Annotated in this window: 12 protein-coding genes; 6 read left to right on the top strand and 6 right to left on the bottom strand. The window is 63.3% G+C overall.

Going from position 1 to position 13,470, the window contains the following annotated elements:
• The first annotated feature begins 91 nt into the window (after positions 1–91).
• The 3 genes from PspR32_RS13895 to PspR32_RS13905 all read left to right on the top strand — a co-directional run bounded on the left by PspR32_RS13895 (position 92) and on the right by PspR32_RS13905 (position 3,464).
• The gene (locus tag PspR32_RS13895; protein WP_100783098.1) at positions 92–2,041 is read left to right on the top strand and encodes an oxidoreductase; all 1,950 of its coding nucleotides are present in this window, start codon (positions 92–94) and stop codon (positions 2,039–2,041) included.
• Between the two features lie 64 nt (positions 2,042–2,105).
• A complete protein-coding gene (locus PspR32_RS13900; protein WP_442967034.1) occupies positions 2,106–2,693 on the top strand; it encodes a helix-turn-helix domain-containing protein in 588 nt (195 codons plus the stop codon).
• A 24-nt stretch (positions 2,694–2,717) separates the two neighbouring features.
• Complete coding sequence (locus PspR32_RS13905) at positions 2,718–3,464, top strand: enoyl-CoA hydratase (protein WP_159388716.1); 747 nt, start codon at positions 2,718–2,720, stop codon at positions 3,462–3,464.
• A 120-nt stretch (positions 3,465–3,584) separates the two neighbouring features.
• Here the strand turns inward: PspR32_RS13905 and PspR32_RS13910 are convergent, their stop codons facing one another.
• Together PspR32_RS13910 and PspR32_RS13915 are read right to left on the bottom strand one after the other, a co-directional pair.
• Positions 3,585–3,887, bottom strand: coding sequence for a DUF6124 family protein (locus tag PspR32_RS13910; RefSeq protein ID WP_159388717.1), 303 nt, complete (start codon positions 3,885–3,887; stop codon positions 3,585–3,587).
• Between the two features lie 304 nt (positions 3,888–4,191).
• Positions 4,192–4,692 carry a GNAT family N-acetyltransferase gene (locus PspR32_RS13915; protein ID WP_010226868.1) on the bottom strand — a complete coding sequence of 167 codons (501 nt, stop codon included), beginning with the start codon at positions 4,690–4,692 and terminating at the stop codon, positions 4,192–4,194.
• 161 nt (positions 4,693–4,853) lie between these two features.
• Here PspR32_RS13915 and PspR32_RS13920 point away from each other — a divergent pair, with 161 nt between their 5' ends.
• Positions 4,854–5,531 (top strand): DUF3313 domain-containing protein, encoded by a 678-nt coding sequence (locus tag PspR32_RS13920; RefSeq protein WP_010226867.1) that lies wholly within the window; start codon positions 4,854–4,856, stop codon positions 5,529–5,531.
• Here PspR32_RS13920 and PspR32_RS13925 read toward each other — a convergent pair.
• Entirely contained in the window at positions 5,528–5,935 is a 408-nt protein-coding gene (locus PspR32_RS13925; RefSeq protein WP_010226866.1) for an OsmC family protein, read from the bottom strand. The genes PspR32_RS13920 and PspR32_RS13925 overlap by 4 nt on opposite strands.
• Positions 5,936–6,110: 175 nt before the next feature.
• Between PspR32_RS13925 and PspR32_RS13930 the strand changes: the two genes are divergently transcribed.
• Positions 6,111–7,769, top strand: coding sequence for an alkaline phosphatase D family protein (locus PspR32_RS13930; protein ID WP_010226865.1), 1,659 nt, complete (start codon positions 6,111–6,113; stop codon positions 7,767–7,769).
• 20 nt (positions 7,770–7,789) lie between these two features.
• Here PspR32_RS13930 and PspR32_RS13935 read toward each other — a convergent pair whose 3' ends face one another.
• Both PspR32_RS13935 and PspR32_RS13940 read right to left on the bottom strand, forming a co-directional pair.
• Positions 7,790–9,088: a serine/threonine transporter gene (locus tag PspR32_RS13935; RefSeq protein ID WP_026001545.1), complete on the bottom strand. Its 1,299-nt coding sequence runs from the start codon at positions 9,086–9,088 to the stop codon at positions 7,790–7,792.
• A 114-nt stretch (positions 9,089–9,202) separates the two neighbouring features.
• Positions 9,203–10,579, bottom strand: coding sequence for an L-serine ammonia-lyase (locus PspR32_RS13940; protein ID WP_010226863.1), 1,377 nt, complete (start codon positions 10,577–10,579; stop codon positions 9,203–9,205).
• A 146-nt stretch (positions 10,580–10,725) separates the two neighbouring features.
• On the opposite strand from PspR32_RS13940, the gene PspR32_RS13945 reads away from it, so the two are divergent.
• Positions 10,726–11,661 carry a LysR substrate-binding domain-containing protein gene (locus PspR32_RS13945; protein WP_026001544.1) on the top strand — a complete coding sequence of 312 codons (936 nt, stop codon included), beginning with the start codon at positions 10,726–10,728 and terminating at the stop codon, positions 11,659–11,661.
• Positions 11,662–11,673: 12 nt separating this feature from the next.
• On the opposite strand, the gene PspR32_RS13950 is transcribed toward PspR32_RS13945, so the two are convergent.
• Positions 11,674–13,389, bottom strand: coding sequence for a sulfatase-like hydrolase/transferase (locus PspR32_RS13950; RefSeq protein ID WP_010226861.1), 1,716 nt, complete (start codon positions 13,387–13,389; stop codon positions 11,674–11,676).
• Between the last annotated feature and the right edge of the window lie 81 nt (positions 13,390–13,470).

The raw sequence follows: 13,470 nt of genomic DNA on the forward strand, positions 1-13,470 counted from the left end.
TCAAAGACCAGTAAAAAAACAAGTTGATTTTTTACTGGTGGTACACTTCTATAGAAAAATAATAACAACACCCCGCTGGAGCCTGACCCGCATGTCGACCTTCGCGCACCTGTTCGAACCGCTGCAAATCCGGGGCAAACGCCTGAAGAACCGCATCATGTCCAGCGGCCACGACACCTCGATGCCCACCGACAACCTGGTCAACGAGCGCCTGATCGCCTACCACCAGGCCCGCGCCGCCGGTGGCGTCGGCCTGATCGTGCTGCAGGTGGCCGGGGTGCACGACAGCGCCCGCTACACCTCCCACGTGCTGATGGCCACCGACGACGCCTGTATCGAGGGTTACCGCCAGTTGGCCGAGACCTGCCATGCCCATGGCACCGTGGTGCTGTCGCAGATCTTCCACCCGGGGCGGGAAATCATGGAATCCAGCGATGGCCTGCTGGCGGTGGCCTACTCGGCGTCGGCAGTGCCCAACGAGCGTTTTCGGGTGATGCCGCGGGCGCTCGACCAGGGCATGATCGACGAGATCATCGCCGGTTACGCCGCCGCGGCCCGGCGCCTGCACCAGGCCGGCATCGACGGTGTCGAGGTGGTTGCCAGCCACGGTTACCTGCCGGCGCAGTTCATCAACCCACGGGTCAACCGCCGCAGCGATGGCTACAACGGTGAGTTGCAGCAACGGCTGCGGTTTGTCCGCGAAGTGATCGCCGCGGTACGTGCGGCAACGGCAGACGATTTCATCATCGGCCTGCGCATCAGCGCCGATGAGCGCGATGCCGAGGGCCTGACCGAGGACGAATCGCTGGCGGCGGTAAAAATGCTGCAGTCCGAGCTGGACTATGTGCACATCGTCGCCGGCACCTCGGCGTCGCTCGGTGGTGCGGTGCACATCGTCCCGCCCATGGCCATCGAGGCGGCCTATCTGGCGCGAGAGGCCGGGACTTTCAAGGCACAGCTGAACATTCCGCTGTTCGTTACCGGGCGCATCAACCAGCCGCAGGAAGCGGAGCTGATCCTCGCCCGTGGCCAGGCCGATGTCTGCGGCATGACCCGCGCGCTGATTTGCGACCCGCAGATGCCCAACAAAACCCGCAGCGAACGCGTCGAAGACGTGCGCGCCTGCATCGCTTGCAACCAGGCCTGCATCGGACATTTTCACAAGGGCCTGCCGATCTCGTGCATCCAGCATCCGGAAACCGGGCGCGAGCAACAGTTCGGCACCTTGCAGGCGGCGACTACACGCAAGCGCATCATGATCGCCGGTGGCGGCCCGGCCGGCATGAAGGCCGCGGCGGTGGCCGCAGCCCGTGGCCATGACGTCACCTTGTATGAAGCCAGCGCCCAGCTCGGCGGCCAGGTGCTGCTCGCGCAACTGCTGCCGCGCCGGGCCGAGTTCGGCGGTGCCAGCACCAACCTGCAGCGCGAGATGCACCTGGCCGGGGTCAAGGTGGTGCGCAACACGCGCGTGGATCGCGCCCTGGTCGAGCGCGAGCAGCCTGACCTGGTGATCGTCGCCACCGGTGCCGAACCTTACTGGCCGGCCTTCGAGCGCGGCGGCGACCTGCAGGTGGTCGATGCCTGGCAGATCCTGCGTGGCGAGGCCAAGCCCGGGCGCTCGGTGCTGGTGGTCGACTGGCGCTGCGACTGGATCGGCCCGGGCATCGCCGAGCGCCTGGTGCGTGAAGGCCACCAGGTGCAACTGGCGGTCAACGGCACCCACTGCGGCGAAAGCCTGCCGCTGTACGTACGCGACCAGATGGCTGGCGAACTGCACAAGCTGGGCATCCCGATCACCCCCTATGCACGCCTGTACGGCTGCGACGACAACACCGTGTACCTGCAACACACCGCCAGCGGCGAGCCGATGATCTTTGAAGACATCGACACCCTGGTGCTGTGCCAGGGCCATCAGCCGGTCGATACCCTGGCGGCGCAACTGCACGGCCTGGTCGAGGTAAAACGCATCGGCGACTGCCTGGCCCCGCGCACGGTTGAAGAAGCCGTCTACGACGGTTTGAAGGTCGCCTGGAGCCTGTAAGGCTGTTTATACTCCGGGGCTTTGACAGTGCGGTTCGGAGCACGCCATGAGCAACAGCAGCAAGATGCCGCCCGCCGCCAGCCAGGAAGGTGCCAGCGCCCCGCATTTTCTCGGCACCCGCATCCGCGGCCTGCGCAAGCGCCGCGGCATGACCCTGGCCGAGCTTGCCGAACAGAGCGAGCTCACCGCCGGCTACATCAGCCAGCTGGAGCGCAACCTCTCCTACCCGTCGATCCCGGCGCTGTTCAACATCGCCCGCAGCCTGGGCGTGACCATCCAGTGGTTCTTCGCCAGCGAAGCCAGCACCGCCCCGGAAGACAACGGTTACGTGGTACGCAAGAACAGCCGCCTGAGCGTGCATTACGAAGACGGCATCGTCGACCAGTTGCTCACCCCGCAACCCAACCGCCAACTAGAGATTCTTCACTCGCGCTTCCCACCGGGCACCTACAGCCAGCAAAGCTATAGCCATGATGGCGAAGAAGCCGGCTACCTGCTGTCCGGCAGTTTCGAGCTGTGGGTCGGCGAGCGGCATTTTCAGCTGAGCGAAGGCGACAGCTTCAGTTTTTCCAGCCAGGAGCCGCACCGTTACGGCAACCCTGGCGAGGTGGATGCGGTGGTGATCTGGGTGATCACCCCGCCGACGTTCTGATACCTACAACAACACAGGCACGCCATGAACGAGTTGATCACACGCGAACTGCACCAGGGCCTGCTGACCCTGACCCTCAACCGCCCAGATAAGCTCAATGCGCTGAACACGGCCATGTACACGCGGTTGGGCGATCAGTTGCGGGCAGCGGCCGAGGATGCGCAGGTCGAGGTGATCCTGCTCACCGGTGGCCCACAGTGCTTTTGCGCCGGCAACGACCTGAAGGATTTTCTCGACAACCCGCCCACTGCCATGGACAGCCCGGTGTTTCGCCTGATGCGGGTGATCATGGCCCTGGACAAACCGCTGATCGCTGCGGTGGCGGGGCCGGCCATCGGCATCGGCACCACCCTGCTGCTGCACTGCGACCAGGTGCTGGTCAGCCGCTCGGCCAAACTGCGCCTGCCGTTCGTGCCGTTGGGCTTGTGCCCGGAATTTGGTTCCAGCCTGTTGCTGCCACGGCTGCTCGGCCATGCGCGGGCGGCGCGACTGTTGCTGTGCAATGAGCTGCTCACGGGCGAACAGGCCGTCGAGTGGGGCCTGGCCAATGAACTGCATGAGGATGGCGAACAGTGCCTGGCGGCCGCACGCAAACTGGCCCAGCGCCTGCAGGCCTTGCCCCAGGATGCGCTACGGATCAGCAAGCGCTTGCTCAAGGATGCCCATCGGCAGGAGCTGGAGGTCACTGTTCAACGTGAAGGCTTGCTGTTTATCGAGCGGCTGCACACGCCAGAGGCGAAAGCGGCGTTGCGGACACTGGTCAAGGATTGACGCTCCCGGGGCTGCCTTGCAGCCCATCGCCGGCAAGTCCGGCTCCCACATGCTGACCCTGTGGGAGCTGGCTTGCCAGCGATCGAGTGCGCAGCGCTCGTAAATTCAGGCGACACCGAGTCAGTCTTTCAGCACCCTCAACTCAATCCCGTCCAACAACGCATCCACCAGCGCCCTGGCCAGCTCCACCGATTGCTGGGCCGACCAGACAAACCCTCGTCCCTCCTCACTGCAGTGCTGCACCGCCTGGCCAATAGTGGCGCTGGCGCTCTTGAGGTACAGCAAGGCATGCACCAGCGCGTCTTCGGCGCTGACACCTGCGCACACGCTGAACAAGGGTGGGTGCTCCGGGCAACTGTTGACAGGGGTTTCGACGGTTTCAGCGAGGTGCAGGCTTGGGGGATCGGGGACGAGCTTTTTCATGGTCAACTCCTAACTTGTGGAGCCGCCACGCTTTCGTCGCCAAACAAATGGGTGGCAGCTGTACGCGGGTTGGCGAACCGGTAAGTTAGGAACCCGGCAGGGCCGAAGCCCTCCCGCGCACAGCCACCATAGAGCGTAATGGTTAGGATAGGTCCTAGGACCTGAGATTGGCTAGCGCTTTGCCGGCCTCATCGCTGGCAAGCCAGCTCCCACAGTGGCCGGCGTAACGCTGAACTTGCGGGAGCTGGCCTTGCCAGCGATCGAGTGCGAAGCGCTCGTAAACCCAGGCAACGCCGACTTTGAATCAGCACCTCAACTCATACCGCAACCGCGCATTCGCCCCACTCGCCGCAGCCACCCGCCGGAACCCCAACCTCTCCGCCAGCCGCTGGCAGGCCACATTCGCCGGCGACGTGGTCAGCCACAGCAGCGAGCCTTCCAGCACCGGCAGCAGTGTTTCCAGCGCCTCGGTCATCAAGCCCTGCCGGGCATGGACCTCGGCGATCCAGTAGCCCAAGCCGACCTTGCCCTGGGCATCCGGGCGCACGCCCAGGCAGCCGATCAGTTCGCCGCTGGCCAGGAACAGGTAGTAGCGTTTTTCGCCCTGGGGCGCTGCCCAGTTCTGCCGGGCCTGGAGCAGGCTTTGCCGCGCCTGCTCCAGGGTCCAGTCGTCGCGGGCCCAGGGCAAAAATTCACGGTGGAAGCCGTAGTTGGCGTTGAGCACAGCCTGCAGTTGCGCGGCAAAGGTCAGTTCCGGGGCGTGGAGTTTCAGCTGTTTGCTGCGCAGGCGGCGGGGCAAGTCCATTGCGGGGTCCTGAGGTGGGTAAGGACCGACAAGTATTGCATAGACCTATCCTTTACGAGCGCTTTGCGCTCGATCGCTGGCGGCCTGGCCAAGAGCTGCTAGCGTTGTTCAGGCGATCAACTCCCTGTCCCGTGCGGTCATTGCCAAGGATACGAAAGTCGATGAAACCCACCTTGCGCTCCACCCTGCTCTGCTCCGCCCTTATCGTATTGGCCGGTTGCGCCAGCTCCCGGGTCGACCCCAGCCAGTATTCCGGGTTTCTCAAGGACTATAGCCGCCTCAAGCCCGCCGAAAGCATCTCCGGCCAGCCGGTGATGCGCTGGATCGACCCGCAGGTGAAAGCCGCGCGCTTCACCAAGGTGTATATCGAGCCCAGCCAGTTCTACCCCAAGCCCCAGCCCACTGCGGCGATATCGCCGCAGACCCTGGGGCAGATCACCCAGTACTACAACACCGCGCTCAAGCGTGAACTGGGTGCCGAGCTGCCCTTGGCTCAGGGTCCGGGCCCGGGTGTGCTGGTGGTGCGCCCGGCGATCACCGCCGTGTCGACCAAGACCGAAGGCCTCAAGCCCTACGAAGTGATCCCCATCGCCCTGGTGGCCGCCGCCGTCAACACTGCCGCCGGTGGCCGCGACCAGGAAGTGGACATCGCCACCGAGGCAGCCTTCCTCGACGGTGGCAACAACAAGGTGATCGCTCAGGTGGTACGCAAAGGCACCGGCGAGGCCTTGGAAAACAACACCTCCAAGCTGGCCCTGGAGAACGTCAAGCCAGTGCTGGACGGCTGGGCCAGCGACCTGCGCAAAAGCTTCGCCAAGCTCAAGAGCGAATCACGCTAGTCGCTCAGTTCACTGTCGATGACGATGCTGCCGCTGAGCAGCTTGTGCACCGGACAGGCATTGGCCACGCCCAGCAGGCGCTCGCGCTGGGCCGCATCGAGATCACCGTGCAGTTCGATCACACGCTTGATCTCGGTGCGCACTTCAGGGCTTTTCACCTCACTGACGATGTCCAGCTGCACATGCACATGGTGCAGCGGCCACTCCTTGCGTTTTGCATACATCGACAAGGTGATTGCGGTGCAGGCGCCAAGGGCCGACAGCAGCAATTGATGCGGATTGGGACCGCTGTCGTGGCCGCCCAGCTCGCGGCCCTCATCAGCCAGCCACTGCTGGGCACCGGCAGCCAGGCTTACCTGATACGGAACATCGCCAAGGTCGGCGTAAACGGTTGATGCGCTCATGAGCTTCCTTAATCGGAGATGGGTACACCCGCCTACCCTAGCGCCCAAGACCCGCCGCCGCCAGTCGCGCGGTTGAACTACAGCGTCCTGCGCGCAGAACGACGCACAATGGCAGAACCAGGCCAATCCGCTTTACTTGCCGGGACAACAACTTGACCTGATAAGGAAATCGACCATGTCCCAGCTCCTGGACCCCACCTCCAATGAAAGCAAATACGCCAAGCTGGCCAGCGCCGCGATCATCGGTGCGATCACGCCAACCAGCGTACGCTTGTGGTTTCGCGTGTACATGCCCGGCGAGTGGGTGCTGGTGGTCACCACCACGCCGTTGAGCGGCGACCTGCAGCGCCTGGATGAGCTGCCCGTGGCCGATTTCCTGAAAAAACACAAGATCAAGCCGGTGTTCGTCCAGGCGCAAAAATTCAGCTTCGACAGCGACCTCACCGGTGTCTTTGCAGTGACTGGCCTGAAGGCGCAAAGCACCTATTACTATGCCCTGATCAGCAGCGAAACCGACCACCTGATCATCCGTCGGCGCACCGAAATCGGCGCCGACTCGCCGAAAAACTTCATCACCCCGGCGATCAATCCCGAAACCCTGACCTTCGGCTTCTACAGCTGCCACGACCCGATCAGCGCCGACGGCAGTGCCGGCGCCTGGCCGCTGCTGCACCAGCAACTGATCGACCAGCGCGCGCAGTTCGTCATCGGCGGTGGCGACCAGATGTACGTCGACACCAACAAGAAAAACGGCTTCCTGGATATCTGGGAATGGCTGAAAGAAAACAAGCAGGCCCTGCTGGCCCACTACAAGAAAGGCAACAGCTACGACAAACCCGGCATCGAGCAGTACCTGCTGAACATCTACCGCTGGTACTACCGGGTGTACTGGAACATCCCGACCTTGCGCGAGGTGTACGAGCAGTTCCCCCAGTACATGATCTGGGACGATCACGAGATCATGGACGGTTGGGGCTCGCTGACCAACAAGGAGCGGCAAAAACGCATCTCGCTGCTGTTTGAAAGCACCAGCAACGGCCCCACCAACCAGATGCTCGTCGACCTCATGTGGCGCGCCGCCTGCCGCGCTTATTATGAATACGAGCACAGCCACAACCCTGTGACCTCGATCAACCTCGACAAGCCCGACGACTGCCACTGGGACTACGCCTTCGAGCAAGGCGGCTCGGCCTTCTATGTGCTGGACATGCGCGGCCATCACGATATCGAGGCCAACGACCCGCACAAGATCCTCGGCAGCGCGCAAATGAAGCGCTTCAAGGACTGGTTGAACAGTGCCGTGGTGCAGAGCGCCAAGGCGGTGTTCATTGTCTCGCCGGTGCCGGTGATGCACTGGAAGAACGCGGTCACCAACGGCGCCGATTTCGGCTCGCTGAAGGATGACTGCATGGATGAGTGGGACCACAAGAGCAACCTGGCCGAACGCAAGGTACTGCTCGATCAGGTGTATGCGGCGTTGGGCAAGAGTGCCAAGCCGGTGGTGTTTCTCAGTGGCGACGTGCACTGCGCGGCGGTGTTTCGCCTGTTGCACAAGCAATACCCGGCGGCCAAGGTGTTCCAGGTCACCTCCAGCGCCATCTCGCGCCTACCGGCGCCGGACATGCTGAAGATGGCCATCAGCGGCGGTGGCGAGATGCCGGGCATTGCCAACATGGTCTGCGAGCGCTGGTACGCCATGGCCGGCGCTAAGAACTTCGCCCTGCTCAGCGTGCGCCCGTCACTGGATGGCCAGCAGACCGAAGTGCTGGTGGAGCTGCACTGGCCCAGTGGCGAGGATGGTGAGCTGACCAAGCGCCGGGTGGTGCTCAAGTAACCCGGCGCTTGGTGCTCGGGTCAAGCGAAGAACGAGTACAGGATCGCCGACAGGGTAATCAAGCCGATCAGTACTACAAACACATTCGAGGCCTTGCCCGAGTATTTGCGCAGCGCCGGCACCTTGTGGATGGCGTACATCGGCATCAGGAACAGCAGGCAGGCGATGATCGGCCCGCCGAGGTTCTCGATCATGCCGAGGATGCTCGGGTTCAGGGTCGCCACGGCCCAGCAGGTAATGACCATGAACAGCGCGGTCATTTGCTCCAGGCGCTTGGCCGAGACTTGCTTGCCGCGGCTGCGCAGGCTTTTCACGATCATGCCCTGGAAGCCTTCGCTGGCACCGATGTAGTGGCCGAGGAACGACTTGGTGATTGCCACCAGGGCAATCAACGGCGCCACGAAAGCGATCACCGGGGTCTGGAAGTGGTTGGCCAGGTACGACAGGATCGAGATGTTCTGTTGCTTGGCTGCGGCAAGATCCGCCGGGCTCAGGGCCAACACGCAGCTGAAGCAGAAGAACATCACCGTCAGCACCATCATCACGTGGGCACTGGCGAGGATCTTGCCGCTCTTGGCGTCGGCCTGTTCGCCGTAGCGGTGCTTCTGGTCAACGGCAAAGGCCGAGATGATCGGCGAGTGGTTGAAGGAGAACACCATCACCGGGATGGCCAGCCACAAGGTCTTGAAGAACAGGTCCAGGGGCATGCCTTCGCTGGCCTGGGCGAAGAAGGCGCCGTTCCAGTTGGGGATCAGGCTCAGAGCCAGCAGCAACAGCGCGGCAACGAACGGATAGACCAGCAGGCTCATGACCTTGACGATGATGCCCTGGCCGCTGCGCACCACGATCATCAACCCGCAGATCAGCAACAGGGCCAGCAGCGCCCGCGGTGGCGGGGTCACGTGCAGTTGGTGTTCCATGAAGTTGCCCAGGGTGTTGGTCAGGGCAACGCTGTACACCAGCAGGATCGGGAAGATGGCGAAGAAGTACAGCAGGGTGATCAGCTTGCCGGCCCCGACGCCGAAGTGTTCTTCGACCACTTCGGTGATGTCTTCACTGGCGCCGCGCTTGCCCGAAAGCACGAAGCGGGTCAGGCCACGGTGGGCATAGAAGGTCATCGGGAAGGCCAGTACCGCCAACACCAGCAGCGGCCAGAAGCCCCCTACCCCGGCGTTGATCGGCAGGAACAGGGTGCCGGCGCCGATGGCGGTGCCATACAGGCCCAGAACCCAGGTGGTGTCGTGACGGCTCCAGGCACGGCTTTGCGCAGGCGCGGCCGAGTCCACACGAACGGTCGTGGTGCTATTTAAATCAGTCATCGATATTGCCTTGTAGTTGTTTTTGTTGCGTATGAATAACTTTGGAACAGGGGTGCAGCTATCGCGGGTCAAGCCCGCTCCCACATGTAGGAGCAGGCTTGACCCGCGATGGGATCAACACTCGACGAACGCGACCGCCAGGCCGCCGCGCGAAGTCTCCTTGTAGTTGGCATGCATGTCGGCGCCGGTGTCGCGCATGGTGCGAATCACCCGGTCGAGGGAGATGAAGTGCTCGCCATCGCCACGCAAGGCCATCTGCACGGCGTTGATGGCCTTCACCGCAGCAATCGCATTGCGCTCGATGCACGGCACCTGGACCAGGCCGCCAACCGGGTCGCAGGTCAGCCCGAGGTTGTGTTCCAGGGCGATCTCGGCGGCGTTTTCCAGTTGCATCGGCGTTGCCCCGAGCACTTCGGCAAGGCCGGCAGCAGCCATCGCGCAGGCCGAACCGACCTCGCCCTGGCAACCCACCTCGGCCCCGGAGATCGACGCGTTCTTCTTGCACAGGATGCCCACGGCGGCGGCGCTGAGCAGGAAGTCGACCACGTCGTTGTCGCAGGCATCGGGGTTGAACTTCATATAGTAATGCAGCACCGCCGGGATGATCCCCGCCGCGCCATTGGTGGGCGCGGTGACCATGCGCCCGCCGGCGGCGTTCTCTTCGTTGACGGCCAGGGCGAACAGGTTGACCCACTCCATGGCGCTCAGGGTCGAGCCGATCACGTTGGGCTTGCCCAGTTCCTGCAGGCTGCGGTGCAGCTTGGCGGCGCGGCGCTTGACCTTGAGCCCGCCGGGCAAGACACCCTCGTTGCGCAGGCCGTTGTCGACGCACTCGCGCATGGCCGCCCACAATTTCAGCAGGCCGCTGCGCACCTCGGCCTCTTCACGCCAGGCCAACTCGTTGGCCATCATCACCTGGCTGACCCGCAGTTGGTGCTGCTTGCACAGCGCCAGCAGCTCGGCGGCGCTGTCGAAGTCATAGGGCAACTGCACCTGCTCGGCACTGTTGCCCGCCTCGCCCACTTGCGCCGCCTCGACGATAAAACCGCCACCGACCGAGTAATAGGTTTGCTGCAGCAACGAGCCGCTGGCACCGCTGGCTTCCAGGGTCATGGCGTTGGGGTGATACGGCAGGCTTTCGTCGAGCAGCAGCAGGTCGGTAGCGCAGTCGAACGGGATCGCCCGGCGGCCGTCGAGCATCAGTACCTGGCTCTGCTGCAATTGCGCGATCAGCGGCTCGATGCTCTGCGGGTCGATCTGGTCGGGCCATTCGCCCATCAGCCCGAGCAGGCAGGCCCGGTCGGTGGCGTGGCCGACGCCGGTGGCCGACAATGAACCGTACAGGCGCACCTCGACCCGGTTCACCTGCTCCAGCACACCGTGCTCACGCAGCGCCCGGGCAAAGGTTGCCGCTGCACGCATGGGCCCTACGGTGTGGGAGCTGGACGGCCCGATGCCAATTTTGAAAAGGTCGAAAACACTGATAGCCATGCTAATGCCTGACCGAGGTAACATTCCATGTCACGCAACGGCGCTGTTAAAAAATTGATGGGTGTCGCGAAGTTGCGCGATACTGCCCGGACACTGCCGTCTTGACCAACGAAACTTTCTAAGCAAGCCTTTAGCAGAGCTAAACAATGAAGCGACAAATGAATGGCCAGATGTACGTTTGGCTGCATGTGTTTGCCTGTGCGGCGCGGCACTTATCGTTCACCCGCTGCGCCGAAGAACTGCACATCACCCCCGGCGCGGTCAGCCAGCAGATTCGCCAGCTGGAGGAGCGCCTGGGCTTTCGCCTGTTCCTGCGCCGCGCGCGCGGCGTGGAGCTGACCGCCGAGGGCCAGCGCCTGGCGCAAACCGTCAGCGAAGCCTATGGCAGCATCGATGCCGAGCTGCGCCGCCTGGATGCCGGCGAAATCCGCGGCACCCTGCGCCTGCGTTCAATCCCGTCGTTCCTGGCCAAATGGCTGACCCCGCGCCTGCCGCGCTTGCAGCAACGCTACCCGGACATCCAGCTGCGCCTGGTGGCCGAAGACAGCAGCCAGGCCCTGCATGAAGGCGACTTCGACCTGGCCATCGACCTCAACGACGGCAGCTACCCGGGCATGCACTCAACGCCCTTGCTCGACGAGCAGATCTTCCCGGTCTGCGCCCCCTCTCTGCTGCGCGGCCGCCCACCGCTGCACGGCCCGGCGGACCTGGCGCACTATCCGCTGCTGCACGACATCACCGCCTGGCGTGGCAGTTCGGAATACGCCGAGTGGGAGTTCTATCTGGAAGGGATTGGCGCCAGCGGCCTGGATGTGCGCCGTGGGCACACGTTCAACCGCAACCACCTGACCATTGAGGCGGCGATTGCCGGCATCGGCGTGGCGATTGCCCGGCGCACCCTGCTCAACGACGAGCTGGAGCGCGGTACGTTGATCGTGCCGTTCGGCCTGCCGATCGCCAACCACAAGCGCTATGTGCTGTTGTACCCGCCCGGTGGCCTGGCGCATCCAGGGGCACGCGCGGTGCATGACTGGCTGGTGGAAGAAGCCGAAGGTTTCAGAGCCCTGCACCCCCCGGTGTAAACCTGTGGCCGATCAGTCGGCCTGGCCGACCGGCATCTGCGCCTGGGTCGCTACCGGACCGCCCTGGGGCACGACCACCTGGCTCAGATCGATACGCCTGAACACCGGCTTGGCCCCCAGGCGTGCATTGAAGCGGGTATTGAAGCTGAAGTCGTCCTTCGTTGGTACCACCAGCGAACGCCCGTAGATGGGGGCGATGCCGGCCGGATCGTAACCGAGCAACTGCAGCAAGGTGGGGAAGATGTTGTAGTGGCTGGAACGATCCTTGTTGCTCGCCAGGTGCGCTTGCCAGTCGAGGGTCTGCAAGCCCTGGCCCTGGATCACCACCAGCGGCACCAGGCCCTCTTCTTCTACCGGGTTGCTGTCGCAGTGCGTATTCAGGCCGGGGTTGCCGCGCTCGTGCAGGTCCTGGCCGTGGTCGGAAGTATAGATGAGTACCGCCTGGCTGAGATCGGCGTTGGCAAACAAGCGATTGAAGAACTCGCCGACATTCCACAACAGGCTGTTCATGTACGAATTGCGGTACAGCACCCAGTCTTCGGGCTGGCCGGAGAAACCATCGCGCCGGCCGGTGTCGGTGATGTCGGTGTACTGCCCGCGCGGCAAGGCCGGGCGGTAGGTCAAGAAGTCGTCGGGGTATTTGTCGTGCACAGGGAAGTGCACGCCGACCTTGTTGATCACGATCAGCTGCGGCTTGCCGTCGCCCAGCAGCTCACCGAGCTTGGCCACGGCGGCCATGTCGCGGTCACGCACCGGGGTGCTGTCGAACTGGATGAACTGGTCGATATCGCGTTTTTCCGCCGCATTCATCAGGTTCTGCAGGTTGCCGCCCGTGCGCTGGGCATCGATGTACACGGTGCCAAGCCCTGCGACCTTGGCGTATTGCCAGATCGACGGCAAGGTCGAGTTGATGCGCAGGTAGTCGTCGCGGGTGCCGCCATAGCGCAGGGTGACGTTGGTGTCGGAGCTGCAATTGGCAATCGAGGCGGCATAGCCATAGTTGAAGATACTGACCCCGGGGCGGGCCTGGTTGAGCTGGCTGCGTACGCCATGGGCGGTGTTCAGGTCCAGGTAATTGCCGGAGACGCTTTCGTCGATGATCAGCACGATGTCACGGGCCAGGGCCGGGCCGCTGCGCGCCAGGGTCACCGGTTCACGGGGGCCGACGCTGTCGTGCAGCGACTCGTAGAGCATTAGGTTGGAATACGCCAGCGGCGTGTACATGATCGGCAAACCGCGCGCACCCTCGCCGGCGCGCACGAACAGAATCGCGGTAAGCAAGGCGATGCCTAGCAGCGGCGCCACCCATGGCAGTGCCCCGGGCCCAGGCACGCTGTGCCGTGGCTTGAGCCCCAGGCCCAACAGCAACAGCAGCGAGCTGCCCAACACGCGGAGGATTACGCTGTGGTACTGCTCTATGGCCTCACCGATAAAACCACCGGAATAGACCATCGAGATAAAGCCGCTGTAGGTCAGGTAGTCGGCGGTAATGCGCGTGTAGGCATCGAAGAACACCGCGCTGGCGCTGAACACCCCTGCAAAGCCCCAGCGTAACCAGCCCTGACGAATGTTCGCGCTCAGCAGCAAGGCCAGCACCAGCAGCACCAGCACGCCGGCATACAGCAGCAATGCCGGGTTCAGGCCGATGGCCTCAAAGCGTTCCAGGTAATAGGGGTAGTTGCTCAGCAGGTAGAGCGCGAGCAGCAGTTCCTTGAAGTATCTGTGCATCTCGTCCTCACCTGGAAACCTTGAAATTGCCGTGGACATTGACACGTTAGCAGCGCTCCCCCAAAGCGCAAACCGGAACAA

The organism is Pseudomonas sp. R32, from assembly GCF_009866705.1.
Classification (GTDB): Bacteria; Pseudomonadota; Gammaproteobacteria; order Pseudomonadales; family Pseudomonadaceae; genus Aquipseudomonas; species Aquipseudomonas donghuensis.